Raw genomic sequence first — 16,026 nt, forward strand, 5'->3', positions numbered from 1 at the left:
ATTGCCAGGGACCGGGCGCCGCCAAACGGCCGCGCCCGGTCCCTGCCCGTAAGAATCGGAGGACGAATGTCCCATCTTGCCGTAACCGATCCGGAGGGCGCTGCCGCTACGGTGCCCGACACCATGCCAAACGTCGTCTCGCTGTCGCGGATCACCAAGAGCTTCGGGCCGACGCTGGCGAATGCGCAAATCGACCTCGCCGTCTCGGCCGGCGAAATCATCGGCCTGGTCGGTGGCAATGGCGCCGGCAAATCGACGCTGATGCGCATCCTGTGCGGGGCGACGCCACCGACCCTCGGCTCGATTTCGTTCACCGGCCAGGATGTGGGCTTCGCCGACTACGACACGGCGGAGGCGCAAAGGCGCGGCATCCGCATGGTGCATCAGGAACTGTCGCTGTGCGCCAACCTTTCCGTGGCCGAGAACTTCTTCCTGGAGACGCCAGGCGACGCAGGCAACCGGCCGGGCTGGCGCGTGCTCTATCGAGCCCGCGCCCGGGCGGCGCTGGACGCCGTCTTTCCCGCCAACGGCATCGATGTGAACGCCGAAGTCGGCCATCTCTCCATCGCCGAGCGGCAGATGGTCGAGATCGCGCGCGCCGCCGCCACGCCGGGTGTCAAGCTGATCGTGCTCGACGAGCCGACCTCCTCGCTCGACCTCGACCGCTCGAGGCAGTTGCGGGCCTTCATCCGCGAACGAGCCAAATCCGGCCTTGCCTTCATCTTCATCAGCCACAAGCTGCAGGAAATCATCGACATCGCCACGCAGGTGATGGTGCTGCGCAACGGGCGCACCGCCTGGCGCGGCGATGTCGCCGGCACTTCGATTGGCCAACTTGTGCAGCTCATGGGCGGCGACGCCAATTCGATCCACCAGCACAGCGCCACTGCCGCCAGCAGCGGCGAGGCGCTGGTCAAACTGTCCGGCTTCCTGACTGCCGGGCTCGGCCGCGACGTCGAGATCGGCCGCGGCGAGATCATCGGACTGGCAGGGCTCGAGGGCAGCGGACAGAAGGAGTTGCTGCACGCCATTTTCGAGCCGGATTCCGCCAGGGGGGCCGCGGTGACCCGGAGCGGCGATGCCGGTTTCATTGCCGGCGACCGCCAGAAGGAAGGCGTGTTCCCGCTGTGGAGCGTGCTTGGAAACATCAGCATTGGCAGCCTTGCCCGCCGTCCGGCACTGGGGCTGGTTTCGCAGCGTGCCAACCGCGAGGCGGCGGCCGAAGCGGCCGGCCGGCTGCGGCTCGACGACAAGCGCTTCGGCTCCAACATCCTCGAACTCAGCGGCGGCAACCAGCAGAAGGCGCTGGTTGCGCGCGCGCTCGTCGCCGACGCTCCGATCCTGCTGCTCGACGATCCGACGCGCGGCGTCGATATTGCCACCAAGCAGGACTTCTACAGGCTCTGCAACGAGATAGCGCGCAGCGGGCGCACGCTGGTCTGGCATACGACCGAAGATGCCGAGCTTTTGGCCTGCGACCGCGTGCTGGTGTTTTCGGGCGGGCGCATCGTCAAGGAATTGAGCGGAGCGGCGATCACGGAATCGGCCGTCGTCGGCGCATCCTTCGCCCAGCAGGCGGACACGCGCGCCGGCCCGCGACACAGCACCGCCGGCGCCGGGCTTGCCCGCCGGCTGGTGAACGCGGCTCCCTTCATCGGCCTCGCCGCCGTGCTGGCGGTGATGATCTCGGCCAACCCGGCGGTCGCTTCGATCTTCGGGCTCGACCTGCTCCTGATGCCGGCGCTGTCGCTGGTGCTGGTGACGGCGGCGCAGATGTTCATCGTCGGCGGCAGCGAGATCGATCTCGGCGTCGGCGCCTTTGCCGGCCTGGTCAGCGTGCTCTCCGCCACACTGCTCTACGATCAGCCATGGCTCGGCGCGCTGGCGCTGGCGGCGGCGGTCGCCGCCTATGCCGGGCTTGGCGGCCTGATCCAGGCACGCAAGATCCCAGCCATCGTCGTCACGCTTGGCGCCTCTTTCATCTGGATGGGACTGGGCTACGCGCTGCAGCCGACGCCGGGCGGCGCCAGCCCCGAATGGCTGTCGGCGATGTTCAGCTGGTCACTGGGTTTCCTGCCCACCTCCATCATCTTAATCGCCGCGGTCGCGCTGGTGGTGCTGGTGATCGACCGGCTGCCGCTCGGCGTGGTGCTGCGCGGCTTCGGCAACAATCCGACCGCCATGATCCGCTCCGGCTGGTCGCCGACGCGCTATGCGCTGGTGCGCTACCTCGTCGCCGGACTGTTCGCGGCTGCCGCCGGCCTGTCGCTGACCGCGATCAACACGGCAAGCGATATCAATTCCGGCAATTCGTTCACGCTGCTCAGCGTCGCCGCCGTGGTGATGGGCGGCTGCTCGCTGCTGGGCGGCGTCATCTCGCCGGTCGGCGCCGTCGCCGGGGCGGTCACGCTGGCCTTGATCGGCGCCTTGCTCGGCACGCTGAACGTGAGCAGCGACTTCAACGCGGCAACGCAAGGGCTGATCCTCATCGCCCTGCTGACGCTGCGCAGCCTGACCGCCGACCGCAGGAGCGAACAATGAACGGCCTCGCCGCCTTCAGCCTGTGGGCGCAGAAGAACCGCTGGGTCTGGTCGGCGATCGGCGTGCTCGTGCTTTGGCTGGTGCTGTCCATCGTCACCAACCGGTTCAGCCTCTCCAGCCTGTCGGGCATCATTCTATCGGCGTCGTTCCTGACCGTTGTCGGCATAGGCCAGATGTTCGTCGTCACCACCGGGCGCGGCAATATCGACCTTTCGGTGGCGTCGGTGATCACGCTCAGCGCCTTCGTGGCGCTGCTCACCATCAAGGGCCAGGATGCCAACCTCGCCATCGGCGTGGGTGCGGCGATCCTGCTCGGCCTTGCGGTCGGCTGCTTGAACTCGCTGCTCGTCGTCGGGCTGAACATACCAGCCATCATCGCCACGCTGGCGACGGGTTATGTGCTGGCGACGGCAACGCTGCTGTCGAACCGCGCCATATCGGGTTTCGCCGTCAGCCCGCTCTTGAAGACGCTGGCGACGGGCCGCGTCTCCGGCGTGCCGATCATGGCCGTCATCGCCATTGTCGGCGTGGCCGCGACCGCGTTCGTGCTGCGCTACACGGTGTTCGGACAGTTGCTGTCGGCGGTCGGCCAGAATCGCACCGCCGCGCGACTGGCGGCGATCCGCAACAACCGGATCATCGCGTCGGCGTTCATCATCTCGGCGGTGCTGGCTTCACTCAACGGGCTGCTGCTCGGCGCTTATATAGGCGGCGCCTTCCTCGAAATGGGCCAGCCCTATCTTCTGCAGTCGATCGCCGCGGTGGTTCTTGGCGGAACGCTGATCTTCGGCGGCTCGGCCAGCGCCGTCGGCACGCTGTTCGCCAGCATCCTTTTGATCCTCATCGTCACCACCATGCAGATCGTCGGCCTGCCGCCAGGTGCGCAGGACATCGTGCAAGGCATCGTCGTCATCTTCGTTCTGGCGCTGGCCGGCCGGCAGGTGCTGTCGAGGCGAGCCGCCGTCGACCGCGCAGGCGACGACGGCACGCTGAAATCCGAGTGATGATTTCTCTTGCCAAGCTGTGGTAGAGTGATCATACCAGTAGATATGATGACGATCGGCAATGCCGGCGTCCCGCGACCAAGGAGCAAGGGCTAGATGACGACGATTGCGCTGTTCGGTGCCGGTGGCAAAATGGGCTACCGCCTTTCGACCAATTTCCGCGGTTCGCCCTATACGATCCGCCATGTCGAGGTCAGCGAGGCCGGGCGCGAGCGGCTGAAGACCGGACTGGGCTTCGACACGGTCAGCGCCGACGAGGCGCTGGAAGGCGCGGACGTGGTGATCCTGGCCGTGCCGGACACCCATATCGGCAAGGTCGCGGCCGGCATCGAGAGCAAGCTTGCGCCGGGCACGATGGTCATCGTGCTCGATGCCGCCGCACCGTTTGCCGGCCATCTGCCTAATCGTCCCGACCTGACCTACTTCGTCACCCATCCCTGTCATCCGCCGATCTTCAACGACGAGACCGACATGGCGGCCAAGAAGGATTATTTCGGCGGCGTCAAGGCCAAGCAGCACATGGTCAGCGCACTGATGCAGGGACCGGAGGCCGACTACGCCAAGGGGGAGGCTATCGCCAAGATCATCTGGGCGCCGGTAATGCGCTCGCACCGCGTTTCCGTCGAACAGATGGCGCTGCTCGAGCCGGGACTTTCGGAAACGGTGTGCGCCTCGCTGCTGGTCGTCATGAAGGAAGCGGTCGACGAGGTGGTGGCGCGCGGCGTCGACCAGCAGGCGGCACTCGACTTCCTGCTTGGCCACATGAACGTGCTCGGCGCCGTCATCTTCGGCGAAACCAAGGGGGTGTTCTCGGATGCCTGCAACAAGGCGATCGAGTTTGGCAAGCCGGTGCTGATGCGCGACGACTGGAAGCGCGTCTTCGAGCCCGAAGAGATCGCGGCCAGCATCCAGCGGATCACTTGAGCGTCTTAGGTACAGATCTGCCTTAGGTACAGATCACCTGAATTTGTGGTTGACTCATCATACCAGTTAGCTAAGCTAATGTTCGCTCGGATCACGCTTCGCCGGGAGTTCGATGCTGAGACGGGTGGAGGATGGGGGAATAGGAACTTGCCTTGGCGGAGCTGGTGGCTTGAGCCCGGGCGTTCCGCAACCTTCACACGCTGACGAATTCAAACACAGACAAGTGGCTCGAACGATCGAGACACAGGCTTTTCAAACGGGAGGACTTCATGAAACTGACACGCAGAATGACGCTTGCCGCCTTCGCCGGCGTGCTGGCGCTCGGCACGGCGATGCCCGCCTACGCGGCGGACCTGATCGCCATCATCACCCCATCGCACGACAATCCGTTCTTCAAGGCGGAAGCCGTCGGCGCCGAGGCCAAGGCCAAGGAACTCGGCTACGAGGCGCTGGTGCTGGTGCATGACGACGACGCCAACAAGCAGTCCGAGCTGATCGATACCGCGATCGGCCGCGGCGCCAAGGCGATCATCCTCGACAATGCCGGCGCCGACGCGACCGTCGCCGCCGTGCAGAAGGCCAAGGACGCCGGCATTCCCTCCTTCCTGATCGATCGCGAGATCAACGCCACAGGCGTTGCCGTGGCGCAGATCGTCTCCAACAACTACCAGGGCGCCCAGCTCGGCGCGCAGGAGTTCGTCAAGCTGATGGGCGAAAAGGGTAATTTCGTCGAGCTGGTCGGCAAGGAATCCGACACCAATGCCGGCATCCGCTCCAAGGGCTACCATGACGTCATCGACGATTATCCGGACCTGAAAATGGTCGCGCAGCAATCGGCCAACTGGAGCCAGACCGAGGCCTATTCCAAGATGGAATCGATCCTGCAGGCCAACCCCGACATCAAGGGCGTCATCTCCGGCAACGACACGATGGCGATGGGCGCCTATGCGGCGCTCGCGGCGGCGAACCGCAAGGATGTCATCGTCGTCGGCTTCGACGGTTCGAACGACGTGCGCGATTCCATCACCTCGGGCGGCATCAAGGCGACGGTGCTGCAGCCGGCCTACGCCCAGGCGCAGATGGCGGTCGAACAGGCCAACGACTTCATCAAGAACAAGAAGTCACCCGAGAAGGAAAAGCAGCTGATGGACTGCGTGCTCATCAATGGCGACAATGCCGCCAAGCTGGAAACCTTCGCGCTGAAGAACTGAGCCGGCACGATATAATTGCGAGGGGCGGACACGCGTTCGCCCCTCAGTGCTTTATTTTGATGCAATTCCGGACGGGAAACCGTTTCACAGTTTTCCTGGAATTGCTCTAATTTCACGTTCCGGGTGCTTTTGACCGCCATGCCGAAGACATTGACCTGGCTAACCCCTTTTAGTTGGCTGACGCTTGTCGCGCTCGCGGGCCTTGGCCTCGGCGGTTGCAAAATCCTGCCGACGCCGGTGGCGCAGAGTGAAAACAGCGCGTCTGCCTTTAACCCGGACAAGATGGTCGAGGACATCTGGGTCCCGAAGGTCATCCCCTACCTCAGGCAGAAGGCTGGGCCGTTCGCCGAGGTCCATGCCTTGGCGAAAACCGATCCGGCGGCGGCCGGCGCCAAATACGGCAATCCAAGGAAGCAGGCGAATTCGCCATGGACCTTCGCGGTCCGCGTCGAGGGCAAGATCGTCGCCGCCAACACGCAGTCGCGCGCGGCAACGATGGATGTCGACGTGGACGGCGACGACAAGGCCGATGCGCGCGTCCAGATCGGGCCGGCGATACGCGGCACTGCACTTAGAGACAGCCTCGATTTCGTCCAGTTCAACGACTTCACCAATCAGATCGACTTCGCCCAGTTCGGCAAGGCCTTCAACGCCTATGCCGGTAAGACCGTGCTGTCCAAACTGCCTCGCGAGGCGCTTGAGGGCCGCACCGCCAAGGTGATCGGCGCCTATACGATCGAAGGCGGCCAGGACCTGCCGCTGGTGACCCCGGCGGAGGCCGAGATCGGGCCGAAGCCATGAGCCCCGCTCACGAGGTTATCCTCAAGCTGGAGGACGTCTCGAAGGTTTATGCCGGCACGGTCGCGGTCAAGCAGGCGAACTTCGAGGTGCACAAGGGGGCCGTCAACGTGCTGGTCGGCGAAAACGGCGCCGGCAAGTCGACGCTGATGAAGATCATCGCCGGCGTCGAGCAGCCGACCCTCGGCCGTATCCTGCTCGAAGGCGAAGAGGTTTCCTTCTCCTCGTCGGGAGACGCGGTCGCGCGCGGCATCGGCATGGTGTTCCAGGAGCTGAACCTGTTCGGCAATATGACCGTGGCCGAGAACATCTTCGCCACACGCGAGATCACCAACCGGCTGGGCAAGATCGATCGCAAGACACAGGAAAAGCGGGCGGGCGAATTCCTCGACCGGCTCGAGGCCGGCATCCGGCCAGACATGCTGGTCGAGGACTTGCGCATCGGCCAGCAGCAGCTGGTCGAGATCGCCAAAGCGGTATCGCTCGACGCCAAGATCCTGATCATGGACGAGCCGACCTCGGCGCTGAGTGCTACGGAAGTCGAAATCCTGTTCAAGGTGATCGCCGACCTCAAGGCGCGCGGCGTCGCTATCGTCTACATCTCGCACCGGCTGGAAGAACTGATCCGCATCGGCGACACCGTCACCGTGCTGCGCGATGGCCGCATCACCGGCCAGGAGGAAATGAAGAACGTCGACACGCAGTGGATCGTGCGGCAGATGATCGGCTCGGATGCCAAGGATTTCGCCAAGGCCGACGGCCACCAGCCAGGCGAGGAAATCTTCCGCGCCGAGGAGATCTGCCTGCCGCGCGTTACCGGCGGACTGGCGGTCGACCATGTCTCGCTGTCGCTGCGCGCCGGCGAAATCCTCGGCATATACGGGCTGATGGGCGCCGGGCGCAGCGAATTGTTCGACTGCATCATGGGCCGCCACGGCCATGCCAGCGGCAAGATCTTCATCGCCGGAAGGCAAGTGAAGGAGCGCGACACGACGCGCCGTATCCAGCGCGGGCTTGCACTGATCCCCGAGGATCGCCAGCGCGAAGGGCTGGTGTCGATCCTCTCGGTGGCCAGCAACCTGACGCTGGCGAGCCTGTCGCGTTTCGTGCGCCTGTTCCACATCCGCGGCGGCGCCGAGCGGCAGGCGGTGATGCAGATGGTGCGGGAACTCGCAATCAAGGTAGCCGACCCGGCGCAGGAAGTCTCGTCGCTGTCGGGCGGCAACCAGCAGAAGGTGGTGATCGGCAAGGCGCTGCTCACCGGACCGAAAGTGCTTCTGATGGACGAGCCCAGCCGTGGCATCGATGTCGGCGCCAAGGCCGATGTCTTCCGCACCATGCGCAAGCTTTCGCGCGACGGGCTGGGCATCCTGTTCGCCACCTCCGATCTCGACGAGGTGATGGCGCTGTCCGACCGCATCGCGGTGATGAGCAATGGCAGATTGACCGGCATGTTCGACCGCGCCGAAGCGACGGAGGCGGTGATCGTCGCCGCATCGGCGCTGGGCCACGGACCGGCCGCACATGGGGAGCAACGCTGATGACTGACATTCCGGCCAAGGCGACCGCTCCTTCCGCCTCCGGCGGCTCCGCGTTGCTGACACTGATGAAGCTCAGGACCTTTATCGCGCTGATCGCGGTCCTGGTGTTCTTCTCGATCGCCGCGCCGAACTTCCTGTCTGCGGCGAACCTGATCCTGATGGCCAAGCACGTGGCGCTCAATGCCTTCCTGGCCATGGGCATGACCTTCGTCATCATCACCGGCGGCATTGATCTTTCGGTCGGCTCGATCGTCGGCCTGTGCGGCATGGTGGCCGGCTATCTCGTGCTCAACGGCATCGACCTGCAGATCGGCTACACCATCTATTTCAACGTCGTCGAGATCGCCCTGATCACGCTTCTGGTCGGCATAGCGATCGGCGCCGTCAACGGGCTGCTGATCACCAGGCTCAACGTCGCACCCTTCATCGCCACGCTCGGCGTGCTCTATGTCGCGCGCGGTTTCGCGCTGCTGTCCTCCGACGGCCGCACCTTCCCCAACCTGGTCGGCAAGCCGGAACTCGGCACCACCGGCTTCGGCTTCCTCGGCGCCGGCCGGCTGCTCGGCCTGCCGGTGTCGATCTGGATTCTGATCGTGGTGGCGCTGGGGGCTGCCTATCTCGCGCGCTACACCCCGCTCGGCCGGCACATCTTCGCCGTCGGCGGCAATGAGAGGGCGGCGCGCATCTCAGGCGTGCGCGTCAACATGGTCAAGATGTTCGTCTACATGTTTTCCGGCTTCTGCGCGGCGATCGTCGGCCTGATCATCTCCTCGGAGCTGATGGCCTCGCATCCGGCGACGGGCGAGAGCTTCGAATTGAACGCCATCGCCGCGGCGGTGCTCGGCGGCACCTCGATGTCGGGCGGGCGCGGCACGATCGGCGGCACCATCGTCGGCGCCTTCGTCATCGGCATCCTGTCGGACGGGCTGGTGATGATGGGCGTGAGTTCTTTCTGGCAGATGGTGATCAAGGGGCTGGTCATCATCGTCGCCGTGGTCGTCGACCAGGCGCAGCGCCGGCTGCAGCAGCGCGTCACCCTGATGCAGATGGCCAAGGCGGGTTGAGCATGGCGAGCTTAAGTGGAGCGCTGATCGGCTGCGGCTTCTTCGCCGTCAACCAGATGCATGCCTGGCGTGACATCGAAGGCGCCGCGATCATCGCCGTCTGCGACCGCGATGCCGAGCGGCTCAAGATAGTCGGCGACCAGTTCGGCGTGACGCGGCGCTACACCGATGCGGCGGAACTCTTCGCCGCCGAGACGCTCGATTTCGTCGACATTGCCACCACGGTCGGCAGCCATCGGCCGCTGGTCGAGATGGCGGCCGCGCATGGCGTTCCCGTGATCTGCCAGAAACCGTTCGCGCCAACGCTGGCCGACGCCAAGGCGATGGTGAAAGCCTGCGCGGATGCCGGCGTGCCGCTGATGGTGCATGAGAATTTTCGCTGGCAATCGCCGATCCAGGCGGTGCGCGCGGTGCTCGACAGCGGCGAGATCGGCACACCCTTCTTCGGCCGCATCTCCTTCCGCTCCGGCTATGACGTGTTCTCCGGCCAGCCCTATCTCGCGACGGGCAAGCGCTTCATCATCGAGGACCTCGGCATCCACATCCTCGATATCGCCCGCTTCCTGCTCGGCGATGTGTCGAGCCTGACCGCGCGGACCAAACGCATTAACCCGGCCATCGCCGGCGAGGATGTCGCCACGATCCTCATGGACCACGCTGGCGGCGCCACCTCGGTGGTCGATTGCAGTTATGCGACCAAGCTTGCCGTGGAGCCTTTCCCGGAGACGCTCATCGAACTCGACGGCAGCGACGGCACGATCCGGCTGGCGCAAGGCTATCGGCTGACCGTCACCGGCAAGAGCGGAACCAGGGTGAGCGACGTCTCGCCGCCGCTGCTGCCCTGGGCCTCGCGACCGTGGCACAACATCCAGGAAAGCGTTGCCGCCATCCAGCGGCACTGGGTCGACTGCCTTGCATCAGGCCAGGAACCGGCGACGTCAGGCGCGGACAATCTGAGGACTTTCGCCCTGGTCGAGGCTGCCTATGCGGGTGCCGCCAGCCGAGAACCGGTGCAGATCGACGCGCTGCTGAGATGACGGCAGACGCTTTCCAGCTCTACGGCACGCGCGCGGCCGAGCCCAAGCCGGTCACGCTGCGTGCGGGCGCATTGAGCGCGGAACTGGTCAACGGCAATCTGCGCACCATCCGCCACGGCGGCACCGAAGTGCTGCGTGCCATAGCTTACATCGTGCGAGACCGCGACTGGGGCACCTATGAGCCTGACCTCACGGACCTGACCATCGACCAGACGGACGACCGTTTCTCCGTCAGCTACGCGGCAAGCTGCCTCGGTCCGGACGGCAGCCGGCTCGGCTTCCACGCGACGATCGAAGGCTCGGCCGACGGCAGGCTGGTCTTCGATGTGACCGCGCTCCCCGAGAGCGATTTCGAAACCAACCGCTGCGGCTTCTGCATCCTGCACCCGATCGCCGGCCTCGCCGGCAGCCCGGTGACGGTCGAGCACACCGACGGCAGCGTGGTCGAGACGGAACTCCCCGATCTGATCGACCCGTGGCAGCCGTTCAAGGATTTGCGCGCCATCACGCATCAGGTGCGGTCCGGCGTTGTCGCGCAATGCCGGATGGAAGGCGACGCATTCGAGATGGAGGACCAGCGCAACTGGTCCGACGCCTCCTACAAGACCTATGTCCGGCCCCTGGCGCTGCCATGGCCGTATGTGCTGCCGGCCGGGCAGGCGCTGCGCCAGACGATCAGCCTGCGCATCACCGGTGATGCCAGTGTGCCTGCCTCGGCAGCGCCAGCCGAACCGGTCCGCGTCGAGCTTGGGCAGGCCGGCGCGAAGCTGCCCGATATCGGCATCGTGGTCTATCCCGAGGAGATCGAGGCGGCACTTGCCGACCTGCCGTTGCTGCGAGGGCTCGGTCCCCGGCAACTGCTTTTCCACTTCGACCCGACGCGTGGTCACGGCCTCGAGGCGCTGCGCGCCCATGCCCGGCTGGCGGCCGCCTATCCTGTTTCGACGACGCTGGAGTGCGTGGTCGCTTGTGCCGGCGATCTGGACGCCGAACTTTCCGAGCTCGCCGACATGGTGCGCCGGGCAGGCCTGCGGCTCGACGCCATCGCGGTGTCGCCTGCGGTCGACCGGCAATCGACGCCGCCGGGCAGTGCCTGGCCGGCATGCCCACCGCTCGAGGACGTCTACGCGGCCGCCCGCCGCGCCTTTCCCGGCCTCCGCCTCGGCGGCGGCATGTTCAGCTATTTCACCGAACTCAACCGCAAGCGCGTTCCAGCCGGCCAGCTCGACTTCATCACCCACTGCACCAACCCGATCGTGCATGCCGCCGACGATCTCAGCGTGATGCAGTCGCTGGAGGCGCTGCCCTTCATCACCCGGTCCATGCGGGCGATCTTCGGGACAAAGCCGTACCGGATCGGACCATCGACGATTGCCATGCGCCAGAACCCGTATGGCGGCGCGACCAAGGACAATCCTCAGGGACAGCGCATCGCCATGGCGAACCGCGACCCGCGCCACGCCGCGCGGTTCGCCGCCGCATGGACGATCGGTTATGCCGCGCGGGTCGCGCCGGCGGGACTGGAGATGCTGACACTGTCCAGTTTCGCTGGACCGTTCGGCGTGGTCGCGGGATCGGGCGAACCCGCCGCAGAGGGATCGCCGCGGCCGATTTTCCAGGCTGTCAAAGGGCTTTGTGAGTTGGCCGGGCTGACGCATGTTTCCGCCACGACGAGCGACGAGACGCGGGTGCTGGCGCTGGCCGGCCGCTCCGCGTCGGGCGAGACCGTCGTCTGGCTGGCGAACCTGACACCGAACGACATGCGGGTCGACGCTTCCGCGCTTGGCCAGGGCGATCTCGTGATGTCTCCCTATGCGATTACCAGGATCGGCTACTTCTCGGAATTCATCACATAGAGCGCACGCGAGCGCTCGAGGTGCTTGATCATCGCCTTCTCGGCGCCGTCGGCATCCCCGTGCTCGATGCGGTCGATGATCTCTTCGTGCTCGGTCAGCGTGTATTTTTCCTTGCCGGTCCAGATCAGCATTTCGGTGTGGTATTCCTTCAGCCAGCCCAGTGTGGCTTCGCTGACGGCGACATAGATCGGATTGCCTGAAATGGACGCGATCTGGGTATGGAATTTCATGTCGGCGGAGATAAAGGCTTCGGAATCGCCACGCGCGGCGCGCTGCTCGGCCACGGTCGCCTTCAGCAATTGCACATCCTCTGATTTGGCCCTTTCCGCGGCTTCCCTGACCATGCCGCGCTCGAAGAAGATGCGCGCGGTCTTCAGGTGCTCCAGCGTGTCCCGAGACGAGGACAGGATGATCTTGGCCGCACCGTCGACCTGCTTGATGATCGACTTGGCGGTGAGTTGCAGCACCTTGGCGCGCTCGCCATGCGAGATGGCGACCAACCCCATATTGCTCAGCGCCTGCATGGCCTCGCGGATCGCCGGCCGGCCGACCTCGAAGCGCTCCATCAACTCGCGCTCGGACGGCATGTCGTCGCCCGGCTGCAGTTCGCCGCTGGTGATCAGCCGCTTCAGTCTTGCAAAGACTTCGTCGGAAAGTTTGCGCCGGACGATCGGCTCCGAACGGTTCATCGTGACGAATCACTCCCTAGCCCGGTTCCTGTTTAGCATTCCCGGCAGGATTACCGGAATGCCCGCGCCTGGAGCGGGTTCGCTCCAGCTTTGCCGCAGCCCACCGCTCTTGTCGAGGCGCGGATATTTCTTGCAATACTTATGTACTCATTATACCAGATTTCCTGCGCGACGAAACTTTTTTCGAACCCTTTTCGAGCGGCCGACCGACCATGATCACGCTTACCTATCGCATCGAAACCCCTGGCAGCATCGAGGCGCTGGCCGCCAAGATCGCCAGCGACCAGTCGACCGGCACCTTCGTCGCGCTGCCGGGCGAGACCGAGGAGCTGAAGGCGCGCGTGGCGGCGCGCGTGCTGGCGATCCGGCACCTGCCGGATGCCACGCAACCCTCTCTCCCGGGATCCGGCAGCGGGCCCTTCCGGCGCGCCGATGTCGACATCGCCTTCCCCTTCGACGCTATCGGCACCGACCTGTCGGCACTGATGACCATTGCCATTGGTGGCACCTATTCGATCAGGGGCCTGTCCGGCATCCGCGTCATCGACATGAAGCTGCCGGAACAATACCGGGGTGCCCATCCGGGTCCACAGTTCGGCGTTGCGGGCAGCCGCGGGCTGACCGGTGTCGAGGGCCGCCCGATCATCGGTACCATCGTCAAGCCGGCGCTTGGTCTCAGGCCGCACGAGACGGCCGCGATGGTGGGCGAACTGATCGAGGCCGGCGTCGATTTCATCAAGGACGACGAGAAGCTGATGAGCCCTGCCTATTCGCCGCTGGCGGAGCGGGTGAAGGCGATCATGCCAGGGATTCTCGACCATGAGCAGAAGACCGGCAAGAAGGTGATGTATGCCTTCGGCATCTCGCATGCCGATCCCGACGAGATGATGCGCAACCACGATCTTGTGCTCCAAGCCGGCGGCAATTGCGCGGTCGTCAACATCAACTCGATCGGCTTCGGTGGCATGGCTTTTCTGCGGAAGCGTTCCGGCTTGGTGCTGCATGCCCATCGCAATGGCTGGGACATTCTCACACGCCACCCCGGCCTCGGCATGGACTTCAAGGTCTGGCAGCAATTCTGGCGGCTGCTCGGCGTCGACCAGTTCCAGATCAACGGCATCGGCTCGAAATATTGGGAGCCGGACGATTCCTTTATCCGCTCCTTCGAGGCAGTGACGACGCCGCTGTTTTCATCAGACGATTGCGCGCTGCCCGTGGCCTGCTCGGGCCAATGGGGCGGCCAGGCACCCGAAACCTATGAGCGCACCGGCCGCACGGTCGACCTCCTCTACCTCTGCGGCGGCGGCATCGTCAGCCATCCGGACGGACCCGGTGCCGGCGTGCGGGCCGTGCTGCAAGCCTGGCAGGCGGCGGTCGAGGGCATTGCGCTGGCGGACTATGCCCGCGATCACATCGAACTGGCCCGATCGATCGAAAAGTTCGGCGACGGCAAGGCAGCATGAGCATGGCCGCGCAAAACCTGCTCCTCAGTTATTATGGCGACGACCTTACCGGTTCGACGGACGTCATGGAGGCGCTTGAGCTCGGCGGCGTTCCGACGGTGCTGTTCATGAACCAGCCCGATCCGTCCTTGCTGGCGCGATTTTCGCATTGCCGCGCGGTTGGATTGGCGGGCACCAGCCGAAGCGAAACGCCGCAATGGATGGAGGAAAACCTGACGCCGGCCTTCGAATGGCTGAAAGGCCTCGGGGCGGCGATCTGCCACTACAAGATCTGCTCTACCTTCGATTCCAGCCCGGCGGTCGGCAGCATTGGCCGCGCCACCGAAATCGGCAGGCGTATTTTCGGCGGAGCGAGCGTGCCGATGGTGGTCGGGGCGCCGCAGCTCAAGCGCTACACCGCCTTCGGCAATCTCTTCGCGGCATTCCGCGGCGCGTATTTCCGCATCGACCGGCACCCGGTGATGAGCAGGCATCCGGTGACGCCGATGGACGAGGCCGACCTGCTCATCCACCTTTCGCGCCAGACCAGCCTAAGTTCCGGTCTGGTCGACCTGGCGGCGCTGCAGGCGGACGATCTCGCGCGAACGGTCGACCAGGTCCTGCAAGACAAGGACATCGTCCTGTTCGACGTCGATAGCCTCCAGACTCAGCGGCGGGTCGGCGAACAGCTGTGGCGCATCCATGAAAAGGGCCATGGTTTTGTCGTCGGATCCTCCGGCGCCGAATATGCCTTGCTTGCCGAGTGGGCCGCCAAAGGCATCGTGTCGGGGCATGCGGCATTCGCGTCGCCCGGTCCGGTGGATCGGCTCGCCGTGGTGTCGGGCAGCGTCTCCCCGACCACGGAAAAGCAAATCCGCCACGCACTCGCCCACGGGTTCGACGGTATTGGGATGGATGCGATGCGGCTGGTCCGCGAGGGCGCCGGCGAAGCGATCGAGCAGGCGGTCGCGGCCGGGCTGGCGAGCCTTGCCAAGGGCCGCAGCGTCATCCTCTACACCGCGCTTGGTCCACAGGCCGATCGCGGTGCCGAGATCGACCGGATCGAGGGCGCCCGCAATACGCTCGGGCGGGCACTGGGGACCATCCTGCGCCGTCTGATCGCCGAGCAGAAACTCAAGCGCGCGGTGATCGCCGGTGGCGATACGTCCAGCCACGCGCTCGGACAATTGGCCATCGACGCGCTGACCGTGCGCATGCCGTTACCGCAATCGCCGGGATCTCCGCTCTGCGTCGCCCATGGCGGCGGTGAGATCGATGGCCTCGAAATAGCGCTGAAAGGCGGCCAGGTCGGCACCGACGCCTATTTCGAGACGATCCGGCTGGGAAGCTAAGCGACGAGCCAAGCCGTTCAATACAACGGCTTGCCCATGTGCTTCGGCGTCGGCCACTGCGCCGTGATGCCGGGTTGCACCGGCCGTTCGAGGTAGGTCGCCAGAACCACGTAGCTGCGCGTCGAGGTGACGCCGGGTGTCTCGTAGAGACGCAACAGGAGGCCTTCGAGCGCCTTGGTGTCCTCGGTGCGCACCTTGAGCAATACGCATGTATCGCCGGCGACGGTGTGGATCTCCTCGACCTCGGGATATTCCGAGATCGCCATCAGTTCCGGGGTCTTGCCCCAGCCGCTGGTGTCTATGTGAACGAAGGTGAGCAGCGGCTTTCGCACCGCGTTGGGATCGATGATGGCGGCCGTGTTGCGAATGGCGCCGCTGCGCCGAAGCCGCTTGACGCGCTCGTGCGCTGCCGGCGGCGACAGGCCGACGCGATCGCCGAGCTCGGCATAGCTGACGGTCGCGTCTTCGACGAGAACGCCTAATATTTTTCGGTCGGTCGCGTCGACATCCCGGGCCGCCGGCCTGTTCCGCGGAATGCCATCTGTTTCTTCATCCATAGCGGTATTC

Annotated in this window: 13 protein-coding genes; 11 read left to right on the top strand and 2 right to left on the bottom strand. The window is 65.1% G+C overall.

What is annotated here, in order from left to right:
* Positions 1 to 66 precede the first annotated feature (66 nt).
* The 9 genes from LB557_RS10380 (at position 67) to LB557_RS10420 (ending at position 11,976) form a co-directional block, all read left to right on the top strand.
* Positions 67 to 2,541 carry an ATP-binding cassette domain-containing protein gene (locus LB557_RS10380; protein ID WP_015318940.1) on the top strand — a complete coding sequence of 825 codons (2,475 nt, stop codon included), beginning with the start codon at positions 67 to 69 and terminating at the stop codon, positions 2,539 to 2,541.
* The gene (locus tag LB557_RS10385) at positions 2,538 to 3,545 is read left to right on the top strand and encodes an ABC transporter permease (protein ID WP_015318941.1); all 1,008 of its coding nucleotides are present in this window, start codon (positions 2,538 to 2,540) and stop codon (positions 3,543 to 3,545) included. The genes LB557_RS10380 and LB557_RS10385 overlap by 4 nt, the downstream gene beginning before the upstream one ends.
* A gap of 96 nt (positions 3,546 to 3,641) precedes the next feature.
* On the top strand, positions 3,642 to 4,469 hold the full coding sequence (locus LB557_RS10390) for a phosphogluconate dehydrogenase C-terminal domain-containing protein (protein ID WP_015318942.1): 828 nt from the start codon (positions 3,642 to 3,644) through the stop codon (positions 4,467 to 4,469).
* A 269-nt stretch (positions 4,470 to 4,738) separates the two neighbouring features.
* The gene (locus LB557_RS10395) at positions 4,739 to 5,680 is read left to right on the top strand and encodes a D-ribose ABC transporter substrate-binding protein (protein ID WP_015318943.1); all 942 of its coding nucleotides are present in this window, start codon (positions 4,739 to 4,741) and stop codon (positions 5,678 to 5,680) included.
* 138 nt (positions 5,681 to 5,818) lie between these two features.
* Complete coding sequence (locus LB557_RS10400) at positions 5,819 to 6,481, top strand: DUF2291 family protein (protein WP_224640905.1); 663 nt, start codon at positions 5,819 to 5,821, stop codon at positions 6,479 to 6,481.
* A complete protein-coding gene (locus LB557_RS10405; RefSeq protein ID WP_140715156.1) occupies positions 6,478 to 8,019 on the top strand; it encodes a sugar ABC transporter ATP-binding protein in 1,542 nt (513 codons plus the stop codon). Before LB557_RS10400 ends, LB557_RS10405 begins: the two co-directional genes overlap by 4 nt.
* Positions 8,019 to 9,083: an ABC transporter permease gene (locus LB557_RS10410; RefSeq protein ID WP_140661496.1), complete on the top strand. Its 1,065-nt coding sequence runs from the start codon at positions 8,019 to 8,021 to the stop codon at positions 9,081 to 9,083. Before LB557_RS10405 ends, LB557_RS10410 begins: the two co-directional genes overlap by 1 nt.
* A gap of 2 nt (positions 9,084 to 9,085) precedes the next feature.
* The gene (locus tag LB557_RS10415; protein WP_224640907.1) at positions 9,086 to 10,120 is read left to right on the top strand and encodes a Gfo/Idh/MocA family protein; all 1,035 of its coding nucleotides are present in this window, start codon (positions 9,086 to 9,088) and stop codon (positions 10,118 to 10,120) included.
* Positions 10,117 to 11,976, top strand: a complete 1,860-nt coding sequence (locus LB557_RS10420; RefSeq protein WP_224640909.1) for a hypothetical protein — start codon at positions 10,117 to 10,119, stop codon at positions 11,974 to 11,976. The genes LB557_RS10415 and LB557_RS10420 overlap by 4 nt, the downstream gene beginning before the upstream one ends.
* On the opposite strand, the gene LB557_RS10425 is transcribed toward LB557_RS10420, so the two are convergent.
* Positions 11,952 to 12,665, bottom strand: coding sequence for a transcriptional regulator NanR (locus tag LB557_RS10425; protein WP_140617398.1), 714 nt, complete (start codon positions 12,663 to 12,665; stop codon positions 11,952 to 11,954). The genes LB557_RS10420 and LB557_RS10425 overlap by 25 nt on opposite strands.
* Before the next feature lie 212 nt (positions 12,666 to 12,877).
* Here LB557_RS10425 and oiaX point away from each other — a divergent pair, with 212 nt between their 5' ends.
* Entirely contained in the window at positions 12,878 to 14,128 is a 1,251-nt protein-coding gene (gene oiaX / locus LB557_RS10430) for a 3-oxo-isoapionate-4-phosphate decarboxylase OiaX (RefSeq protein ID WP_140617399.1), read from the top strand.
* A gap of 2 nt (positions 14,129 to 14,130) precedes the next feature.
* A complete protein-coding gene (locus LB557_RS10435) occupies positions 14,131 to 15,459 on the top strand; it encodes a four-carbon acid sugar kinase family protein (protein ID WP_224640911.1) in 1,329 nt (442 codons plus the stop codon).
* Positions 15,460 to 15,476: 17 nt separating this feature from the next.
* On the opposite strand, the gene LB557_RS10440 is transcribed toward LB557_RS10435, so the two are convergent.
* A complete protein-coding gene (locus tag LB557_RS10440) occupies positions 15,477 to 16,016 on the bottom strand; it encodes an Lrp/AsnC family transcriptional regulator (protein ID WP_015318952.1) in 540 nt (179 codons plus the stop codon).
* Between the last annotated feature and the right edge of the window lie 10 nt (positions 16,017 to 16,026).

The organism is Mesorhizobium sp. BR115XR7A (assembly GCF_020165315.1).
In the GTDB taxonomy this organism is placed as follows: domain Bacteria; phylum Pseudomonadota; class Alphaproteobacteria; order Rhizobiales; family Rhizobiaceae; genus Mesorhizobium; species Mesorhizobium australicum.

Bases quoted from the DNA above. Each gene is read 5' to 3' on its own strand.
- LB557_RS10410 (WP_140661496.1), top strand. From the start codon at position 8,019: ATGACTGACATTCCGGCCAAGGCGACCGCTCCTTCCGCCTCCGGCGGC.
- LB557_RS10405 (WP_140715156.1), top strand. From the start codon at position 6,478: ATGAGCCCCGCTCACGAGGTTATCCTCAAGCTGGAGGACGTCTCGAAG.
- LB557_RS10415 (WP_224640907.1), top strand. From the start codon at position 9,086: ATGGCGAGCTTAAGTGGAGCGCTGATCGGCTGCGGCTTCTTCGCCGTC.
- LB557_RS10385 (WP_015318941.1), top strand. From the start codon at position 2,538: ATGAACGGCCTCGCCGCCTTCAGCCTGTGGGCGCAGAAGAACCGCTGG.
- oiaX (WP_140617399.1), top strand. From the start codon at position 12,878: ATGATCACGCTTACCTATCGCATCGAAACCCCTGGCAGCATCGAGGCG.
- LB557_RS10395 (WP_015318943.1), top strand. From the start codon at position 4,739: ATGAAACTGACACGCAGAATGACGCTTGCCGCCTTCGCCGGCGTGCTG.
- LB557_RS10380 (WP_015318940.1), top strand. From the start codon at position 67: ATGTCCCATCTTGCCGTAACCGATCCGGAGGGCGCTGCCGCTACGGTG.
- LB557_RS10420 (WP_224640909.1), top strand. From the start codon at position 10,117: ATGACGGCAGACGCTTTCCAGCTCTACGGCACGCGCGCGGCCGAGCCC.
- LB557_RS10435 (WP_224640911.1), top strand. From the start codon at position 14,131: ATGGCCGCGCAAAACCTGCTCCTCAGTTATTATGGCGACGACCTTACC.
- LB557_RS10390 (WP_015318942.1), top strand. From the start codon at position 3,642: ATGACGACGATTGCGCTGTTCGGTGCCGGTGGCAAAATGGGCTACCGC.
- LB557_RS10400 (WP_224640905.1), top strand. From the start codon at position 5,819: ATGCCGAAGACATTGACCTGGCTAACCCCTTTTAGTTGGCTGACGCTT.
- LB557_RS10425 (WP_140617398.1), bottom strand. From the start codon at position 12,665: ATGAACCGTTCGGAGCCGATCGTCCGGCGCAAACTTTCCGACGAAGTC.
- LB557_RS10440 (WP_015318952.1), bottom strand. From the start codon at position 16,016: ATGGATGAAGAAACAGATGGCATTCCGCGGAACAGGCCGGCGGCCCGG.